The sequence below is a fragment of the Streptomyces sp. MUSC 14 genome, assembly GCF_001866675.1.
Classification (GTDB): Bacteria; Actinomycetota; Actinomycetes; order Streptomycetales; family Streptomycetaceae; genus Streptomyces.
On sequence record NZ_MLYN01000037.1, the window covers coordinates 46,128 to 62,725 of the forward strand.

At 72.1% G+C, this 16,598-nt stretch carries 17 protein-coding genes; 7 read left to right on the forward strand and 10 right to left on the reverse strand.

The annotated features are described in order from the left end of the window. Window positions 1-33: 33 nt before the first annotated feature. Entirely contained in the window at window positions 34-1,272 is a 1,239-nt protein-coding gene (locus BIV25_RS23595) for a MurT ligase domain-containing protein (RefSeq protein ID WP_071374393.1), read from the reverse strand. A gap of 150 nt (window positions 1,273-1,422) precedes the next feature. Between BIV25_RS23595 and def the strand changes: the two genes are divergently transcribed. Continuing rightward, window positions 1,423-1,962, forward strand: coding sequence for a peptide deformylase (gene def / locus BIV25_RS23600; protein WP_071374394.1), 540 nt, complete (start codon window positions 1,423-1,425; stop codon window positions 1,960-1,962). Window positions 1,963-2,091: 129 nt separating this feature from the next. On the opposite strand, the gene BIV25_RS23605 is transcribed toward def, so the two are convergent. Beyond that, window positions 2,092-2,736, reverse strand: a complete 645-nt coding sequence (locus BIV25_RS23605) for a TetR family transcriptional regulator (RefSeq protein ID WP_071374395.1) — start codon at window positions 2,734-2,736, stop codon at window positions 2,092-2,094. A 169-nt stretch (window positions 2,737-2,905) separates the two neighbouring features. Here BIV25_RS23605 and BIV25_RS23610 point away from each other — a divergent pair, with 169 nt between their 5' ends. Continuing rightward, the gene (locus BIV25_RS23610) at window positions 2,906-4,135 is read left to right on the forward strand and encodes an acyl-CoA dehydrogenase family protein (protein ID WP_071374396.1); all 1,230 of its coding nucleotides are present in this window, start codon (window positions 2,906-2,908) and stop codon (window positions 4,133-4,135) included. On the opposite strand, the gene BIV25_RS23615 is transcribed toward BIV25_RS23610, so the two are convergent. The 3 genes from BIV25_RS23615 to BIV25_RS23625 are packed head-to-tail and all read right to left on the reverse strand — an operon-like array spanning window position 4,132 to window position 6,947. Continuing rightward, entirely contained in the window at window positions 4,132-4,653 is a 522-nt protein-coding gene (locus BIV25_RS23615) for a cupin domain-containing protein (protein WP_071374397.1), read from the reverse strand. The two genes, BIV25_RS23610 and BIV25_RS23615, sit on opposite strands and share 4 nt — an antisense overlap. A 7-nt stretch (window positions 4,654-4,660) precedes the next feature. After that, window positions 4,661-5,875: a cytochrome P450 gene (locus BIV25_RS23620; protein ID WP_071374398.1), complete on the reverse strand. Its 1,215-nt coding sequence runs from the start codon at window positions 5,873-5,875 to the stop codon at window positions 4,661-4,663. A 7-nt stretch (window positions 5,876-5,882) separates the two neighbouring features. Further along, the gene (locus tag BIV25_RS23625) at window positions 5,883-6,947 is read right to left on the reverse strand and encodes a type III polyketide synthase (RefSeq protein ID WP_071374399.1); all 1,065 of its coding nucleotides are present in this window, start codon (window positions 6,945-6,947) and stop codon (window positions 5,883-5,885) included. 185 nt (window positions 6,948-7,132) lie between these two features. Between BIV25_RS23625 and BIV25_RS23630 the strand changes: the two genes are divergently transcribed. After that, complete coding sequence (locus BIV25_RS23630; protein ID WP_071374400.1) at window positions 7,133-7,789, forward strand: transcriptional regulator; 657 nt, start codon at window positions 7,133-7,135, stop codon at window positions 7,787-7,789. Window positions 7,790-7,795: 6 nt separating this feature from the next. On the opposite strand, the gene BIV25_RS23635 is transcribed toward BIV25_RS23630, so the two are convergent. The 5 genes from BIV25_RS23635 to BIV25_RS23655 form a co-directional block, all read right to left on the reverse strand. After that, the gene (locus BIV25_RS23635) at window positions 7,796-8,026 is read right to left on the reverse strand and encodes a DUF6213 family protein (protein ID WP_071374401.1); all 231 of its coding nucleotides are present in this window, start codon (window positions 8,024-8,026) and stop codon (window positions 7,796-7,798) included. Between the two features lie 25 nt (window positions 8,027-8,051). Further along, window positions 8,052-9,437, reverse strand: coding sequence for an NADP-dependent succinic semialdehyde dehydrogenase (locus BIV25_RS23640; protein WP_071374402.1), 1,386 nt, complete (start codon window positions 9,435-9,437; stop codon window positions 8,052-8,054). Between the two features lie 75 nt (window positions 9,438-9,512). Next, window positions 9,513-9,986, reverse strand: coding sequence for an NUDIX domain-containing protein (locus BIV25_RS23645; RefSeq protein ID WP_071374403.1), 474 nt, complete (start codon window positions 9,984-9,986; stop codon window positions 9,513-9,515). Beyond that, window positions 9,983-11,527 (reverse strand): ATP-dependent DNA ligase, encoded by a 1,545-nt coding sequence (locus BIV25_RS23650; protein WP_071374404.1) that lies wholly within the window; start codon window positions 11,525-11,527, stop codon window positions 9,983-9,985. The genes BIV25_RS23645 and BIV25_RS23650 overlap by 4 nt, the downstream gene beginning before the upstream one ends. Before the next feature lie 52 nt (window positions 11,528-11,579). Then, on the reverse strand, window positions 11,580-12,518 hold the full coding sequence (locus BIV25_RS23655; protein ID WP_071374405.1) for an NAD(P)/FAD-dependent oxidoreductase: 939 nt from the start codon (window positions 12,516-12,518) through the stop codon (window positions 11,580-11,582). Between the two features lie 64 nt (window positions 12,519-12,582). Between BIV25_RS23655 and BIV25_RS23660 the strand changes: the two genes are divergently transcribed. The 4 genes from BIV25_RS23660 to BIV25_RS23675 all read left to right on the forward strand — a co-directional run bounded on the left by BIV25_RS23660 (window position 12,583) and on the right by BIV25_RS23675 (window position 16,513). Then, entirely contained in the window at window positions 12,583-13,155 is a 573-nt protein-coding gene (locus BIV25_RS23660) for a helix-turn-helix domain-containing protein (RefSeq protein ID WP_071374406.1), read from the forward strand. A 117-nt stretch (window positions 13,156-13,272) separates the two neighbouring features. Next, window positions 13,273-14,238, forward strand: a complete 966-nt coding sequence (locus tag BIV25_RS23665; RefSeq protein WP_071374407.1) for an NADPH:quinone oxidoreductase family protein — start codon at window positions 13,273-13,275, stop codon at window positions 14,236-14,238. Further along, window positions 14,235-15,416 carry an acyl-CoA dehydrogenase family protein gene (locus tag BIV25_RS23670; protein ID WP_071374408.1) on the forward strand — a complete coding sequence of 394 codons (1,182 nt, stop codon included), beginning with the start codon at window positions 14,235-14,237 and terminating at the stop codon, window positions 15,414-15,416. Before BIV25_RS23665 ends, BIV25_RS23670 begins: the two co-directional genes overlap by 4 nt. Continuing rightward, a complete protein-coding gene (locus BIV25_RS23675; protein WP_071374409.1) occupies window positions 15,413-16,513 on the forward strand; it encodes an acyl-CoA dehydrogenase family protein in 1,101 nt (366 codons plus the stop codon). Before BIV25_RS23670 ends, BIV25_RS23675 begins: the two co-directional genes overlap by 4 nt. Window positions 16,514-16,598 lie beyond the last annotated feature (85 nt).

Genomic DNA, 16,598 nt, shown 5'->3' on the forward strand with positions numbered 1-16,598 from the left:
TGATCGCCCTTCGCGGATCAGAGGATCGGAAGATCAGTTGCCGACGCGGCGGCGCAGGTCCTGGAACGCGGTGTAGTTCGCGATGACCTCGATCCGGCCGGGCGGGCACGCCTGCACGGCCTGGTCGAGGGTGTCGCAGACCTGGAAGTGCTGGTTCGCGACCTCCAGGCGGACGGCGAGGTCCAGCTTCCGGTCGCCGATCACGAAGATCGGGTGGCCGGTGAGCCGGGTGTAGTCGACGTCCCACAGCCAGGAGGTGTCGGTGCCGTCGGCGCCGCGGGCGTTCACGGAGAGGATCACCGGCGCGGGAGGCTGGTCGATCAGGGAGAACGTCTCCAGCCAGCCGGCCGGGTTCTTGGCCAGCAGCAGTCGCAGATCACGGTTCTGGAACTGGACGACGTCGTACCGCCCGGCCACGGCCTGCACCTGGTACATCCGCTCCAGGGCGACCTGCGGCGGCACCCCGAAGACGGCGGCCACGGCGGCGGAGCTGGCCGCGTTCGCCTTGTTGGCGCGGCCCGGCAGCTGGAGGTGGATCGGCCAGGCGGAGCCGTGCGGGTCCAGCACGTGGTCGCCGGAGAGTGCCCAGGTCGGCTGGGGCCGGCGGAAGCCGCACTCGTTGCAGTACCAGTCCTCGCCGGGGCGCTGCATCACGCCACCGCAGGACGGGCAGGACCATGCGTCGTCCTTCCACATCTGTCCGGCGGCGACCCAGACCACGTTCGGCGAGGACGAGGCGGCCCACACGACCAGCGGGTCGTCGCAGTTGGCGACGATGACGGCCTTGGAGCCGGACAGGCCCTCGCGCCAGTTCTCGGCGAGCATCCGCGTCTCGGCGGCGCGGTCGAGCTGGTCGCGGGAGAGGTTGAGCAGCGCGATGCACTTCGGGCTGGTGTCCCGGGCCACACCGGCCAGGTACTTCTCGTCGACCTCGATGACGCCGAACTTGGCCTCCGAGCCGCCCGCGAGGGCGGAGGTGATGCCGGCCGGCATGTTGGCGCCGAGCGCGTTCGAGACGACCGGGCCCGCGGCGCGCAGCGCCTCGGCGATCAGCCGGGTCGTCGTGGTCTTGCCGTTGGTCGCCGACACCAGGACGACGTCCAGGTTCTGTGCGAGCCGGGCGAGCAGGTCGGGGTCGAGTTTCAGCGCGACCCGGCCACCGATCACCGACCCGCTGCCGCGTCCCGCGGCGCGAGATGCCGCAGCGACCGCCTTGCCCGCCGTCACGGCCAGCTTGGCCCGCGGCGTGAGCGGGTCCGAGTTGCCTGCCATCAGTTCTCGATCCTCCTTGCGTACGCGCCGCGCCTGGGGCCATCCGGCAACGTGGTGTGGACCTCAGCCTATCGAGATCCGTTCGCACACCCGAATCCTGCCCATCCCTGCGCGACGGGCGTGGGTCGAACGAACCGTACCCTTGCGGCCATGCGACACGGTTCCATTGCGGGCGCCCACGGGCGAGTCCGGCCTCTCACCCTGCTCGGCGACGCGGCGTTGCGCGAGCCCTGCCGGGACGTCACGGACTTCGGGCCGGAACTGGCCGATCTCGTGGAGGACTTGTTCGCCACGATGTACGCGGCGCAGGGGGTGGGCCTGGCCGCGAATCAGATCGGGGTGCCTTTGCGGGTGTTCGTCTACGACTGTCCGGATGATGAGGATGTGCGGCATCTGGGACATGTGGTGAATCCCCGCCTGTTGGTGGCGGACGGCATCGTGCTCCGAGGCCCCGAGGGCTGTCTGTCCCTGCCGGGCCTGGAGGCGGGGACGCAGCGGTACGACCACGCGGTGGTCGAGGGCCGCACGGTGACGGGGGAGCCGGTCACCGTGCACGGCACGGGTTTCTTCGCCCGGTGCCTGCAGCACGAGTGCGACCACCTGGAGGGCCGGGTGTACGCGGACCGCGTCGAAGGCTGGCGCAGGCGAAGACTGCTCAGGCAGATCTCCCGGGCTTCCTGGAGCCGCTAGGCGGGAGCGCCGTCGGTCATCTGCGGGTCCGTCGTGGCTGGTCGCGCCCACGCGGCGGAGCCGCATGTCGATGGGGCCCCGCGCCCCTTCGGGGCGCCGCCGAACCGCACCGGACTTCGCCGGACCCGCTTAGAACCCCGGGCCGCCGATCCTGTCCCCGGCCGCCGCGAGCCGGCCCCAGAGCAGGTCGGCCAGCGAGCGGACCAACTCGGCACGGGAACACGGCCGTTCCCCCAGCCACCAGTCCCCGGCCGCATGCATCATGCCGACGATGCCGTGCCCCCACACCCGTGCGAGCTGCTGGCTGCCGGGGCCGAGGTCCACCCGCTCCTCGATGACCTGGGCCAGCTCCTCGCCCATCCTGCGCAGCAGCGGTGCGCTGTGCTTGCCGACGTCGAAGCCCTGGTCACCCCCGGTGCTGCCCTCGGCCGGGTGCATCAGGAACCGGTACACCTGAGGGCGTGCCTCGATCGCGGCGAGGTAGGTGTCGAGCGTGGACTCGACCCGCTCGCGCCGGTCCGCGGGGGCGTCCAGCGCCGCCCGCAGCGACGCGAGCAGCGCGTCCGTGTGCCGCTTGGCGAGTGCCGCGTAGAGCCCGCCCTTGTCGCCGAAGTGGCGGTACAGGATCGGCTTCGTGATGCCGGCCTCCGCCGCGATCGCGTTCATCGACGCCTGCGGGCCGTCGCGGAGCACCACCCGGTCCGCGGCCTCCAGCAGCTCGCGCCGTCTGCGATCGGCGGACCGCTGCTGCTCGGTCCGCTGTGTGGTGTCCATGTGCTCTCCCCACCCGTGCTGATTCGGTGACGCCTGCGCAAACTAACACTGACTGTGCCCCTGACATCGAACGGGATGCCGAGGAGTCGTCGACGGTTGACTTTTCCTACTGGCGGGTAACACACTTGGGTTACCGCAAGTAACATGCACTGCCGCCGCTGGAGGGGACATGGCCGAGTTCACCATGGAGCTGAACGACGAACAGAAGGAAGTCCGGGACTGGCTCCATGGCTTCGCCGCCGACGTGATCCGCCCCGCGGCCGCCGAGTGGGACGAGCGCGAGGAGACTCCCTGGCCGGTGATCCAGGAGGCGGCGAAGGTCGGCATCTACTCCCTCGACTTCTACGCGCAGCAGTACTTCGACTCCACCGGGCTCGGCATCCCGATGGCGATGGAGGAGCTGTTCTGGGGCGACGCGGGCATCGCCCTCTCCATTGTGGGCACCGGCCTCGCCGCCGTGGGCGTTCTCGCCAACGGGACCGAGGAACAGATCGGCACCTGGATCCCGCAGATGTACGGTGACCCGAACGATGTCAAGGTCGCCGCGTTCTGCTCCTCCGAGCCCGACGCCGGCTCCGACGTGGCCTCCCTGCGCACGCGTGCCGTGTACGACGAGGCGAAGGACGAGTGGGTGATCAACGGCACGAAGACCTGGGCGACCAACGGCGGTATCGCGGGCGTCCACGTCGTCGTCGCCAGCGTCGACCCGGAGCTGGGCTCGAAGGGTCACGCCTCCTTCATCGTCCCGCCCGGCACGGAGGGTCTCTCCCAGGGCCAGAAGTTCAAGAAGCACGGCATCCGCGCCTCGCACACCGCCGAGGTCGTCCTCGACGACGTCCGCGTCCCCGGCTCCTGCCTGCTGGGCGGCAAGGAGAAGCTGGACGAACGCCTCGCCCGGGCCCGCGAGAAGGCGAAGGCGGGTGGCGGGGAGCGCGTCAAGAACGCGGCGATGGCGACGTTCGAGGCGTCCCGGCCCGCCGTGGGGGCCATGGCGGTCGGCACGGCCCGTGCCGCGTACGAGGTCGCCCTCGACTACGCCAGGACCCGCGAGCAGTTCGGGCGGCCGATCATCGACAACCAGGGCGTCGCCTTCCAGCTGGCGGACATGCGGACGCAGATCGACGCCGCCCGGCTGCTGGTGTGGCGGGCGTCGTGGATGGCGGTCAACGGCAAGCCGTTCACGGCCGCCGAGGGATCCATGTCGAAGCTGTTCGCCAGCGAGACGGCCAAGAAGGTCACGGCCCAGGCGATCCAGATCCTCGGCGGCAACGGCTACACCAGGGAGTACCCGGTCGAGCGCATGCACAGGGACTCCGCCATCTACACCATCTTCGAGGGGACGAGCGAGATCCAGCGGCTGGTGATCTCCCGCACCCTCGCGGGCATGCCGATCCGCTAACGATGCCGGAGCGGCGTCAGCTGCTCGATGTCGTACTTGGCCCGCAGCGCCTCGATCGCCTCCTGGTCCGGCGGGCCGCCGTTGCCGAGGATCTCCAGCAGCTCCTCGAAGTAGCGCTCGTGATCCGGCGGGGGGCTCGCCTGGAAGAACATCTTCGCCGGGGTGTCCGTCGGGTTCGCGAACGCGTGCGGGCACCCCGGTGGCACGACGATCACCGTGCCCGGGGTCGCCCGGACCACCCGGCTGCCCGAACTCGACTCCCACCCCGTCCAGTTGTCGGGGGTACGGATGCGGGGCTCGAAGGCGAGGACGTCGAGTTCGCCCTCCAGGACGTAGAACAGCTCCTCGCTGCGGGTGTGCACATGCGCACCCACGTCGAAGCCCGGCGGGACCTCCACCTCGAAGGTGGAGGCCATCCGCGAATGCATGCCGGTGACCTTGAACGTCACACGCTGGGCCGGCGTCTCGACGACACGGCCGTGGCCCGGCGGCACGTACAGTCCCTCGGTCCAGGTCATCCGGCGCTCACCAGGTCACCGGAACGGCCTCGGGACCCCGGATCAGCGCGCCCTTCCTGAAGGGCACCTGGTCCGGCGGTACGGCCAGGCGCAGGCCCGGCACCCGGTCCAGCAGGGTGTCCACCAGCAGTTCCTCCTCCAGCCGGGCGAGCTGGCCGCCGGGGCAGTAGTGCGGGCCGAAGCCGAAGGAGACATGCGGGTTGGGGCTGCGCGAGAAGTCGATGGTCTCCGGGTCCGGGAACACGTCCGGGTCGCGGTTCGCGGCCAGGTAGGAGACGTACACCGGGTCGCCCGCGCGGATCCGCACGCCCCGGATCTCCACGTCCACCATGGCGATGCGGGACAGTCCGACCGCGTTGCGGTGCGGGATGTAGCGCAGGAGCTCGTCGATCGCCCGTGGGCGGATCTCCGGGCGCTCACGCAGCAGGTTCACCAGGTCGGGGCGGGTCAGCAGCAGGTAGAACATCTGCCCGCTGTTGTTGGTGACCGCCTCGCCGCCGATCTGGAGCAGCACGGCGAGCCCGACGGCCTCGCCCAGCGTCACCTCCCGCCGGCCCACCGCGGCGCCGAGCAGCGAGGTGACGTCCTCGGCCGTGCTGTTCTCGCGCAGCCCGATCAGGTCGGAGAAGTACGCGGCCATCTCCCGCTTGGCCTTCTCGCTGACCTCCTTGCCGTGCGCGGAGGACAGGATGAGCTGCGTCCAGGTGTGCATGACGTGCCGGTCGGCGGCCGGGACGCCCATCATCTCGCAGATCACCGCGATCGGGAACGGGCTGAGGATCCGCGCCGTCAGATCGGTGGGCGGCCCGTCCTGGAGGAGTTCGTCGACCAGCTCGTCCAGCAGGGCCTGCGCCTTCTCCCGGACCCGTTCCACGCCCTTCGCGGTGAACGCGGCCGCCACCGAACGGCGCAGCCGGGTGTGGTCGGGCGGGTCGAGGAAGCCGACCGCGCCCGGGTCCGGGATGAAGTGCGGGGCCAGCCGGGTGACCGGCTGGTCCATGACCGCCTCGCGGCTGAAGCGGGCGTCGTTGGTCACCATGCGCACGTCGTCGTACCGGGTGACCAGCCAGGCCCAGCCCTCGCCGTTGGGCAGCTGGATGCGGGTGACCGGTCCCTCGCGCATCAGCTCTCTGAGCACCGGGTCGAAGTCCGTCCCGGTCAGATCGAGCGCCGGCCAGTGCCGGATCGGGGGCAGGGTCTCGGTGAGTGTCTCTTCCGTCATGCCGTACTCATGCCGTTTCTCGGTCGGAGCCGCGCCAGCGGCCCAGCGCCATTTCCGCGGTGATGCCGGGCCCGAACCCGGCGAGCAGCCCGCGCGCCCGGTGCTCGGTGCCGCCCTCGTCGAACATCCGGCGCAGCGCGTCCAGCACGACGGCGGACGCGATGTTGCCGTACTCGGTGAGCGTGGACCGGCTGAACCGGAACGCGTGCGGGTCGACCTGCAGGAACTTGCTCAGGTCGTCGAGGATGCGCGGCCCTCCGGCGTGGACGATGTAGAAATCCAGGTCGGACGCGTCCCAGCCGTGCTGGCCCGCGAGGTCCTGGAGCGCCGGGGCGAGCGGCTCCATGGTGGCCGGCACCCGCTTGTCGAGCAGGAAGTGGAATCCGGTCGCGCGGACGTCGTACATGATCCACTCTTCGGTCTTCGGGATCAGGTACGAGCCGTTGCGCTCCAGTTCGATGCCGGTGCCACCGGTGCCGCGCACCACGGCGGCGGCTATGCCGTCACCGAACAGGCCGTTGGAGAGCAGCGAGCCGACGCCGAGGTCGGTGGGCTGGTAGCACAGCGAGCAGAACTCGCACGCCACGATCAGTGCGTTGGCCTCGGGGTAGGCCGAGCAGAAGTCGTGGGCCCGGTTGATCGCCGCACCACCGGCAGCGCAGCCCAGCTGGGCTATGGGGAGCTGCCGCGTCGTGGGGTCGAAGTCCATCTCGTTGATCAGCCACGCCGTGAGCGAGGGCATCATGAAGCCCGTGCACGAGACGTAGATGATCACGTCGATGTCGGTGGTGAGGAGTTCCGCGTCGTCGAGCGCCCGCTGGATCACCGCGGGGACCCTGGCCTTGGCCTCGGCCTCGTAGAGCTTGTTGCGCTCCTCGAAGCCGGGGTGCTTCAGGGTCTCCTCGATGGGCTGCACGATGTGCCGGGTCTTGACGCCCGTGTTCTCGATCAGCCGCAGGGCGAGCGGGAGTTGTGGGTGGTCCGCGTGACGGGAGCGCGCCAGCTCCAGCGTCTCCTCCATCGTGATCACGTGTTCCGGAACCGACACTGCCGGTCTGCACAAAGTCGCCATGAACCGCGCCTGCTTTCAGCCTTCCGGAAGGCCTTCGCCCGCCGGTCAGAAGGTGGTTCACCTCAGGAGGTGGTCCACCCACGATCACCCGTGAGGGCGGCGATCTCGCGCCGGACTACTCCAGACCGGGGACACCGTGTCAGGGTCTGAGACGAAGCCGCACGTCGCGCGAGGGAGGAAACACCATGACGGACACGGCCGCAGAGCTGCTCCGGACGACCACCCGGGCACTGGCCCCGGACCCGGCGGCCAACCGCTTCGTCCCGCTCGTGGAGCGCGGCGCGGCACCCCGCGAGGCCCTGGCCCGGCTCGCCCTGGAACAGCGGTGGGTGATCCCGGCCGACCGCCGCGCCTTCCAGCACCTGGCGAAGCGCGCGGACCCGGCGGCCGCGGCCTACTTCACCACCCTCGCGACGGGCGAGGAACTGGCCGCGGAGCACCTGACGGCCTTCGCCCGGGCCTGCGGTGTGACGCGGGAGCGCGCACGCGCGTACGTTCCGCTGCCGGGCTGCCAGGCCTACCCCGCCTACGTCTCCTGGCTGGCCCTCAACGCGTCCCCCACGGACACGGTCCTCGCCCTGACGGCCAACTTCTCGGCCTGGGGCGGCTACTGCGCCAGGATCGCCGAGGGCCTGCGCACGCGCTACGGTTTCCCGGACGACGCCTGCGCCTTCTTCGACTTCTTCGCGGCACCGGCTCCGGACCTGGACGAGCAGGCGAGGACCGCGGTGCAGGCGGGCCTGGACCAGGGCACGTTGAGCACGGCCGACGCGCACACGTACGGAACGCTGTTGCAAACGTACGAGAGCATGTTCTGGGAATCGCTCGGGCAACCTGCCTGAGAATCCCTACGGCGCCCCGCTGCTGTGCGCGATGCACGCCACGTCGATACGGTCCGCGAGTTTCGCCAGCTCGATGGTCAACGCCGCCACCGTGTCCTCGTCCAGCTGCTCCCCGGCCTCGACCAGCCGCAGCCAGCGCCCGCCCACGGTCCGCAACAGCTTGCTCACATCGGCGGCAGCCACCTGCAGGGTCCCGCGGTCGTCGACGATCAGCGGCAGAGTCACTTCGCGGTTCACGAATGGGATGGTAGCCCCGCCGTCGTCACGCCCCCTGCCAAACGGTGGTGATGTTGCAGAACTCCCGGATTCCGTGCCCGGACAGCTCACGCCCGTACCCCGAGCGTTTCTCCCCGCCGAACGGGAACGCGGGGTGAGAGGCGGTCATCCCGTTGACGAACACGGAACCGGCCTCCAGATCGCGGGCGCACCGCTCCACTTCGTCCGCGTCCCGCGTCCACACGTTGGAACTCAGCCCGAACGGCGAGTCGTTGGCGATGAGCAGGGCCTCGTCCAGGTCACCGGCCCGGTACAGCGTGGCCACCGGGCCGAACGCCTCCTCGCGGTGGATGCGCATGTCCCGGTGGATCCCGGCGAGCACGGTCGGCGGGTAGTACCAGCCCGGCCCGTCCGGCCGCTGTCCGCCGCACAGCACCTCGGCGCCGCTGCGCCTCGCGTCGTCGACCAGTTCCTCCAGATCGGCGCGACCCTGCTCGGTGGCGAGGGGGCCGACGTCGGTGTCCCGCGCCATCGGGTCGCCGATCCGGAGCGCCGCCATGCCCGCGACGAACTTCCCGGCGAAGGCGTCGTAGACGTCGCCGTGCACGATGAACCGCTTGGCGGCGATACAGGACTGCCCGTTGTTCTGCACGCGCGCGGTCACCGCGACCTCGGCCGCGCGGTCGAGGTCGGCGGACGGCAGCACCAGGTACGGGTCGCTGCCGCCCAGTTCCAGCACCGTCTTCTTGATCATCTCGCCGGCGGTGGCGGCGACGGCCCGGCCCGCCGGCTCGCTGCCCGTCAGCGTGGCCGCCTTCACCCGCTCGTCGCGCAGGACGCCGTCCACCGCGCCCGCCCCGATCAGCAGCGTCTGGAAACAGCCCTCCTTGAACCCCGCCCGGTGGAACAGGTCCTCCAGGTACAGGGCCGTCTGGGGGACGTTGGAGGCGTGTTTGAGCAGGCCCACGTTGCCGGCCATCAGCGCGGGCGCGGCGAACCGTACGACCTGCCACAGGGGGAAGTTCCACGGCATGACCGCGAGCACCGGGCCGAGCGGCCGGTAGCGCACCCGCACCCGCGACGCCCCCGAGTCCGTCACGTCCGACGCGGCGGGCTCCTCGTCGGCCAGCAGCTCCTCGGCGCGCTCGGCGTACCAGCGCATGGCCTTCGCGCACTTCGCGGCCTCCGCGCGCGCCTGCTTGAGGGGCTTGCCCATCTCCAGGGTCATGATCCGGCCGATCTCCGGCTGGTCCTCGTCCAGCAGGTCGGCGGCCTGGTGCAGCAGGCGGGCGCGCTCGGCGAACGTGGTCGTCCGGTAGGTGCGGAACGTGGCCTCCGCGAGCTGGAGCCGGCGTTCCAGCTCCTCCTCGCCCATGGGCTCGTACGTCTTGAGCGTCTCGCCGTTCGCCGGGTTCACCGTGGCGATGGGCATGGCTGACCTCCCTGGGAGCGGGCTTGCCTCGACCTTCGCGCGCGGGCGCGGCGCCCGCAACGCGTACGGCCCCGTTCAGCCCGTGTGTTCGGCCAAGCGGTCGAGGAACGCGGCCTGCGCCGTGACGAGCACCTCGCGGGCGCGGTCGACGCCCACCCACTCCACCCGGTCCAGCTCGGGGAACTCCTGCACCCGGCCGGACCTCGGCGGCCACTCCAGGGCGAAGGTGCCGGGGCTGAACCCCGACAGATCCGGGTCCGCCGCCACCGCCCACGCCGTGACGATCTTGCCGTTCCTTTGCACCACCTCGCCGAGCGCCACGGCCTCCCCGTCGGGCGGCGCGATCCCCAGCTCCTCCCGGAACTCGCGCCGGGCCGCCTCCCAGGCGGGCTCGTCGCCTTCGTGCTCGCCCTTGGGGACGGTCCACGCTCCGGCGTCCTTCTTCGCCCACAGGGGGCCGCCCATATGGCCGAGCAACACCTGAAGTCCCTCATCGGTGTGCCGGAACAACAGCAGTCCCGCGCTCCGCTTCGTCGCACGCACCGTCACGGTGTGACCTCCGGGTGGGCCGCCAGCAGGGCCTCCACCGTATCGGCCTCCTCGGGGCGTTTGTCCTCGCGGTAGCGGACCACGCGGGCGAAGCGCAGGGTGACGCCGGCCGGGTAGCGGGAGGAGCGCTGGATGCCGTCGTAGGCGATCTCCACGACGAGTTCGGGGCGGACGCGGACCACCCAGCCGGCGTCGGCGTCGTCGACCGCCAGTTCGCGCAGCCGCTTCGTCTGCCAGGCGAGCATCACGTCCGTCATGCCCTTGAACGTCTTGCCCAGCATCGCGAAGCCGCCGTCGGCGGTGCGCGCGCCCAGGTGCAGGTTCGAGAGTTTGCCGGTGCGACGGCCGTGGCCCCACTCGGCGGCCAGCACCACCAGGTCGAGGGTGTGCACGGGCTTGACCTTCAGCCAGGCGGCGCCGCGCCGGCCCGCGCTGTACGGCGCGTCCAGCGCCTTCACCACCACGCCCTCGTGTCCCCGGGCCAGGGTGTCGGCGAGGAACCGTTCCGCCGCCGGGATGTCCTCGGGTCCGGCGGCGACGGTACGGCGCACCCGCATCGGCTCGGGCACCAGCCGGGCCAGCTCCGCGTGCCGCTCGGCGAACGGCAGGTCGAGCAGATCGCGGCCGTCGACCGACAGGACGTCGAAGAAGACGGGCGAGACCGGGACCGCCCCGGCCGCCTTCGCCACGTCCGTCCGGGAGCCGACGCGCCCCGCGGTCTCCTGGAACGAGCGCGGGCGGCCGTCGCCGCCGAACGAGATCACCTCGCCGTCCAGGACGAACCGCTCACCCGCCAACTCCCGTGCGGCCGACGTCACTTCGGGCAGCCGGTCGGTGATGTCGTCCAGGGTGCGGGTGTGCACGCGGACCGTGTCGCCGTCCCGGTGGACCTGCACCCGGATGCCGTCCAGCTTCTCCTCCACCGCACAGGCGCCGAGCCCCCGCACCGCCTCGGCGACCGACGACGCGCTCCGCGCCAGCATCGGCAGCACCGGCCGGCCGACGGTGAGCCGGAACCGCTCCAGCGACCCGGGCCCCTCGCCGAGCAGCGCCCGGGCGACCGTCTGCAAGGACCCTGTCAGCATCACCGCCCGCCGTACGCCGGCCGGGTCGGCGCCGGTCGCCCGGGCGAGGCCCTCCGTCGCGACCGCGTCCAGCGCGCCCTGCCGGACCTCGCCGGTGAGCAGCCCGCGCAGGAATGCCTGCTCGTCCGCCGTGGCCGCGCCCATCAGCGCGCCGACGATCCGGGCCCGCTCCGCCTGTGCGCCCGGCCCGGAGACCTTGCCCAGCTCGGTGAGCCGGGCATCGGTCTCGCGGACCGTGAGCGTGGGACCGGCGGCGGGCGGCGCCGGGTGGCTCAGCACCTTCCAGCCGACGCCGAGCCGGCCCTGCGGCAGGCGTCCTGCCAGATACGGGATGACGATCGGCACGTCGTCCGCCGCCGTCTCCCGGAACAGCTCCGCGAGCAGCTCCGTCTTGCGGGACCGCGCCGTCGTCGCGGCGACGTCCCGGGACACCTGGGCGAGCCGGGCAAGCAGCATGCAGCCATGGTGGCGCAGAGACCGGCCGACTACACCCGCACCGTTGCCCCGGCTACGCCCGCACCATCGCGTCCAGGTCCGCCATCAGCAGTTCCCCGTTGATCGCCGACCCGGCCCGGTACCCGCGGCTCGCCGCGTTGACCACCTGCTCGGCGAAGCCGCTCGCGTTGCCCGCCGCCCAGAGGCCGGGGACGGTGGTCAGCCCGCGTTCGTCGATCACGGGGTAGTCGCCGAACGGCGTCTCGCGGAGTTCGGCGCCCAGCGTGCTCAGCAGGTCGTTGCGGGGGACGGCGCGCGGGGCGGCGTAGAGCACCGCACGGTCGTGGACCGCGCCGTCCTCCAGCCGGATCCCGGTGAGCCGGTCGCCGTCGACGACGAGCCCGGTCACCCGGCCGGGGACGACCGCCACCCGGGCGGCGGCCAGCCGGCGCAGGTCGACGTCGGTCAGCTCCGACTCGGCGACCTCGTGCAGGAAGAGCCGCACGTCATCGGACCACTGGGTGACCATCAGCGCCTGGTGCACGCTCAGCGGGGAGGTCGCGAGCACCCCGGTCGGCCGGTCGCGGACCTCCCAGCCGTGGCAGTACGGGCAGTGCACCACGTCCCGGCCGAACCGCTCCGCCAGCCCCGGCACGTCGGGCAGTTCGTCCTTCAGGCCGGTGGCGATCACCAGCTGCCGGGCGCGTACCGTCCGGCCCCGCGCGAGCCGGACGGTGAAGCCCTCGCCGTCCCGTCCCGCGTCCGTCGCCCGGTCCCGGACCAGCTCCACGCCGTACCGGGCGATCTCCTCGCGCCCGACCGCCAGGAAGTCGGCCGGGGACATGCCGTCGCGGGACAGATATCCCTGCATGTGCGCGCTCGGCGCGTTGCGCGGCTCGCCCGCGTCGACGACCAGCGTGCGGCGCCGGGCCCGGCCGAGGACCAGCGCGGCGGACAGCCCGGCGGCCCCGCCTCCGACGACGACCACTTCGTACCTGCTGTTATCGGTCATGGCGCGACCGTGCTCCAGGGCCTGCCGTATTGACAAATGTCTTTGCCGATTCTGCAATACGACCATGAGTACCGACGACGTTCTCTCCGAGGTGGGCCCCCGGCTGCGGCGCCTGCGCAAGGAGCGCGAGGTGACCCTGGCCGGGCTGTCGGAGGCGACCGGGATCTCCGTGAGCACCCTGTCCCGGCTGGAGTCCGGCCTGCGCAAGCCCAGCCTGGAGCTGCTGCTGCCGATCGCCCAGGCCCATCAGGTGCCGCTGGACGAACTGGTCGGCGCGCCCCCGGTGGGGGACCCGCGGGTGCGGGCCGAGCCGATCGTCCGGGGCGGGCGCACGCACTGGCCGCTGACCCGCCAGCCCGGCGGGCTCCAGGCCTTCAAGGTCCTCGAACCGCAACGGAAGCAGGAGCCGGATCCGCGCACCCACGAGGGGTACGAGTGGCTGTACGTGCTGTCGGGCCGGCTCCGGCTGGTTCTCGGCGAGCACGACGTGGTGCTGTCGGCGGGGGAGGCCGCCGAGTTCGACACCCGGGTGCCGCACTGGTTCGGCTCGACGGGGGAGGGCCCGGTGGAGTTCCTGAGTCTGTTCGGGCCACAAGGGGAACGGATGCATGTACGGGCGCGGCCGACGCGGAAGTGATCCGGTCGACGCGTATGTGACGCGGCTTCCCGGCGGCCGGCTGTTCCCTGATCGGCAAGCGACCGCTTAGTATGCCGTCGGACCCGGTCAGACGAAGCAGTCCCGTGGAGGCCCCGCATGCAGGCATGGCAAGTGCACGAGAACGGCGAGCCGAGCGAGGTGATGCGCCTCGCGGAGGTGGAGCCGCCCACGCCCGGTGACGGCCAGGTCCTGCTGCGGGTGCGCGCCGCCAACATCAACTTCCCGGACGCCCTGCTGTGCCGGGGCCAGTACCAGGTGCGGCCGCCGCTGCCGTTCACGCCCGGCGTGGAGATCTGCGCCGAGACCGAGGACGGCCGCCGGGTGATCGCCAACCCCGCGCTGCCGCACGGCGGTTTCGCCGAGTACGCCGTCGCCGACGCCCGCGCGCTGCTGCCCGCCCCCGCCGCGCTGGACGACGCCGAGACCGCCGCGCTGCACATCGGCTACCAGACGGGCTGGTTCGGCCTGCACCGCCGGGCCCACCTGGAGGCGGGCGAGACCCTGCTCGTGCACGCCGCCGCCGGCGGTGTCGGCAGCGCCGCCGTCCAGCTCGGCAAGGCGGCCGGCGCCACCGTGATCGGTGTCGTCGGCGGAGCCGAAAAGGCGGCCGTCGCACGCGAGTTGGGCTGCGACGTGGTGGTCGACCGGCGAGCCGAGGACGTCATCTCCGCGGTCAAGGAGGCGACCGGCGGCCGGGGCGCCGACGTGATCTACGACCCGGTCGGCGGCGAGGCCTACGCCCAGTCCGCCAAGCTGGTCGCCTTCGAGGGCCGGATCGTCGTCGTCGGCTTCGCCAGCGGCGGCATCCCGAGCCCGGCGCTCAACCACGCCCTGGTGAAGAACTACTCGATCCTCGGCCTGCACTGGGGCCTGTACGCCACCAAGAACCCGGGGCTCATCGGGCACTGCCACGAGGAACTGACCGAGCTGGCCGCCCGGGGCGCGATCAAGCCGCTGGTGAGCGAGCGGGTGCCGCTGAGCGGGGCCGCCACGGCCGTGCAGAAGGTGGCGGACGGCCGCTCCACCGGCCGGATCGCCGTGGTGATGGAGGGAGCAGCATGACCGACGCCGACGAACTGGTGCGCCGCACACGGGAGTTGCTGGACCGCTGCCCGGTCGCGAGCACCGACCGGCTGGAGTTCCTGCGGGCCCGCTTCGACGCCGGCCTCGCCTGGGTGCACTACCCGGAGGGCCTCGGCGGACTGGGCGCGCCCCGGCATCTCCAGGCTGCCGTGGACGCCGAGCTGGAGGCCGCCGGCGCCCCCGACAACGACGCGCGCCGCAACGGCATCGGGCTCGGTATGGCCGCGCCGACCATCCTCAAGTACGGCACGGACGAGCAGAGGCAGCGCTATCTGCGGCCGCTGTGGACCGGAGAGGAGGTCTGGTGCCAGCTGTTCAGCGAGCCCGGTGCCGGCTCCGACCTCGCCGCGCTCGGCACCCGCGCCGTCCGTACGGGCGAGGACTGGGTGGTCAACGGGCAGAAGGTGTGGACGTCCGGCGCGCACAACGCCCGCTGGGCCATCCTCATCGCCCGCACCGACCCGGACGTGCCCAAGCACGCGGGCATCACCTACTTCCTGTGCGACATGACCGACCCGGGCGTCGACGTCCGGCCGCTGCGTCAGATCACCGGCGAGGCCGAGTTCAACGAGGTCTTCCTCACCGACGTCCGCATCCCCGACTCCCGCCGCCTCGGCGAGATCGGCGACGGCTGGCGGGTCGCGCAGACCACGCTCAACAACGAGCGTGTGGCCATCGGCGGCATGCGGCTGCCCCGCGAGGGCGGCATGATCGGCCCGGTCGCGGGGACCTGGCGCGAGCGCCCCGAACTGCGCACCCACGACCTCCATCAGCGGCTGCTGAAGCTGTGGGTCGAGGCCGAGGTCTCCCGCCTCACCGCCGAGCGGCTGCGCCAGCAGCTCGTCGCCGGACAGCCCGGCCCCGAGGGCGCCGGCATGAAGCTCGCCTTCGCCCGCCTCAACCAGGAGATCAGCGGCCTGGAGGTCGAACTCCGCGGCGCGGAAGGCCTGTTGTACGACGACTGGACCATGCGCCGCCCCGAACTCGTCGACTTCACCGGCCGCGACGCCGGCTACCGCTATCTGCGCGCCAAGGGCAACAGCATCGAGGGCGGGACCAGCGAGGTCCTGCTGAACATCGTCGCCGAGCGCGTCCTCGGCCTGCCCGCCGAGCCGCGCACCGACAAGGACGTCGCGTGGAAGGACCTGTCCCGATGACAACGCAGCCGACACAGCGCACACAGCAGGATCTGCTCTACTCCGAGGAGGAAGAGGCGCTGCGGGCCGCCGTACGGGACCTGCTCACCGACCACTGCGCCCCGGCCGACGTCATCGCCCGCACCGAGTCGGACGCCCCGCACGACCTCGCCCTGTGGAAGCTGCTCGCCGACGGCATGGGCCTGGCCGGCCTCCTGGTGCCCGAGGCACAGGGCGGCCAGGGCGCCTCGCACCGTGAAGCGGCCGTCGTGTTGGAGGAGTTGGGCCGGGCCGTGGCGCCCGTGCCCTACCTCACCAGCGCGGTCGTGGCCACCGAGGCCCTGCTCGCCTGCGGCGACGCGGAGCTGCTGGAGCGGCTGGCCTCCGGCCGCACCATCGGCGCCCTCGCGGTCGCCCTGCACACGGCTGCGGGTACCGCCGCCCACGCCGTGCGCATCGAGAACGGCGCCCTGCACGGCGAGTTGACCGGCATCGCCGACGCGGCCGTGGCCGACGTACTGCTGGTCCCGGCCGACGACGGCGGCCTGTACGCCGTGCCCGCCGATGCCGTGACCGTCACCCCGCAGGTCGCCCTGGACCTGACCCGGCCGCTCGCCACGGTGACCCTCGCGGCCGCCCCCGGCCGCCGTGTCGGCGACGCGGAACCCGCCGTACGGCGTGCCCTGCGCGCAGCCGCGGGTCTGCTCGCCTCCGAGCAACTGGGCGTCGCCGACTGGCTGTTGACCGAGACGGTCCGCTATCTCAAGGAGCGCAAGCAGTTCAACCGGCCGGTCGGCGGCTTCCAGGCCCTCAAGCACCGGCTCGCCCAGCTGTGGCTGGAGACGGTCAACCTCCGGGCCGCCGCCCGCGCCGCCGCCGACGCGCTGGCCTCCGGCGAGGACACGGACATCGCGGTCGCGGTCGCGCAGGCGTACGCCGCCCCCGTCGCCGTCCACGCCGCCGAGGAGGCGCTGCAACTGCACGCCGGGATCGGGATGACCTGGGAGCATCCGATCCACCTGTACCTCAAGCGGGCCAAGGCGGACTCGATCGCGTACGGCACGGCGGGCGCACATCGCTCGGCGCTGGCCGGGCTGGTCGACCTCCAGGCGCCCTGAGGTCACCCGGCTGAAGCCCGCCCCACCGGGGCGGGCTTCTTCGCGCGGCTACTCCGGAGCAGTGAATATCGCGCCAACTCCCTTC

Excerpts from the sequence above, each read along its gene's own strand:
- BIV25_RS23595 (WP_071374393.1), bottom strand. The coding sequence starts at position 1,272 with ATGGCAGGCAACTCGGACCCGCTCACGCCGCGGGCCAAGCTGGCCGTG.
- def (WP_071374394.1), top strand. The coding sequence starts at position 1,423 with ATGCGACACGGTTCCATTGCGGGCGCCCACGGGCGAGTCCGGCCTCTC.
- BIV25_RS23605 (WP_071374395.1), bottom strand. The coding sequence starts at position 2,736 with ATGGACACCACACAGCGGACCGAGCAGCAGCGGTCCGCCGATCGCAGA.
- BIV25_RS23610 (WP_071374396.1), top strand. The coding sequence starts at position 2,906 with ATGGCCGAGTTCACCATGGAGCTGAACGACGAACAGAAGGAAGTCCGG.
- BIV25_RS23615 (WP_071374397.1), bottom strand. The coding sequence starts at position 4,653 with ATGACCTGGACCGAGGGACTGTACGTGCCGCCGGGCCACGGCCGTGTC.
- BIV25_RS23620 (WP_071374398.1), bottom strand. The coding sequence starts at position 5,875 with ATGACGGAAGAGACACTCACCGAGACCCTGCCCCCGATCCGGCACTGG.
- BIV25_RS23625 (WP_071374399.1), bottom strand. The coding sequence starts at position 6,947 with ATGGCGACTTTGTGCAGACCGGCAGTGTCGGTTCCGGAACACGTGATC.
- BIV25_RS23630 (WP_071374400.1), top strand. The coding sequence starts at position 7,133 with ATGACGGACACGGCCGCAGAGCTGCTCCGGACGACCACCCGGGCACTG.
- BIV25_RS23640 (WP_071374402.1), bottom strand. The coding sequence starts at position 9,437 with ATGCCCATCGCCACGGTGAACCCGGCGAACGGCGAGACGCTCAAGACG.
- BIV25_RS23650 (WP_071374404.1), bottom strand. The coding sequence starts at position 11,527 with ATGCTGCTTGCCCGGCTCGCCCAGGTGTCCCGGGACGTCGCCGCGACG.
- BIV25_RS23655 (WP_071374405.1), bottom strand. The coding sequence starts at position 12,518 with ATGACCGATAACAGCAGGTACGAAGTGGTCGTCGTCGGAGGCGGGGCC.
- BIV25_RS23660 (WP_071374406.1), top strand. The coding sequence starts at position 12,583 with ATGAGTACCGACGACGTTCTCTCCGAGGTGGGCCCCCGGCTGCGGCGC.
- BIV25_RS23665 (WP_071374407.1), top strand. The coding sequence starts at position 13,273 with ATGCAGGCATGGCAAGTGCACGAGAACGGCGAGCCGAGCGAGGTGATG.
- BIV25_RS23670 (WP_071374408.1), top strand. The coding sequence starts at position 14,235 with ATGACCGACGCCGACGAACTGGTGCGCCGCACACGGGAGTTGCTGGAC.
- BIV25_RS23675 (WP_071374409.1), top strand. The coding sequence starts at position 15,413 with ATGACAACGCAGCCGACACAGCGCACACAGCAGGATCTGCTCTACTCC.